The following is a 515-nucleotide window of genomic DNA, read 5'->3' on the forward strand; positions in this document are numbered from 1 at the left end:
CTTGAAACTGCTGACAAAGTTGCCCCAGTTGCAATTCAACTAAGCAACGGATTAGGTATGTGATTTCATACGTAACAGTACTTTGTAAGTACTTGATATAACGGGCAGTTGAATATCTCAACTGCCTTTTTTAAGATTGAAAATCAGGAAAAAAATCATGGAAATCACAAATAAGGCTAACAATAAAGCCAATCTTCTTTTCTACGTCGGTTTAGTAATGATCGTTGGACTTATGTTTGCGAACCAAGCTCACGCTGGTACTGGTGGTACAGCGTTTGACGACGTATGGGTAACTCTCAAGGATTGGACCCAAGGTACTTTGGGTCGAATCGTTGCGGGTGCGATGATCCTGGTCGGTGTTGTTGGTGGTATCGCTCGCCAGAGCCTCATGGCTTTCGCTATGGGTATCGGTGGCGGTATGGGCCTGTACAACTCCCCGACCGTAGTGGAATCCATCATGTCTGCTACTCTGGAACATGCAGAGAAGGTCATCCCGGCTGTTGTGCAACTCAGCA

1 protein-coding gene is annotated in these 515 nt (G+C 45.8%); it reads left to right on the plus strand.

The features are described from left to right. Positions 1-217: 217 nt before the first annotated feature. On the plus strand, positions 218-515 hold a 298-nt coding region (gene traA, locus R7Q46_RS30370), incomplete at its 3' end, for a TraA family conjugative transfer protein (RefSeq protein ID WP_411978799.1).

This window comes from Vibrio sp. 811 (assembly GCF_033339195.1).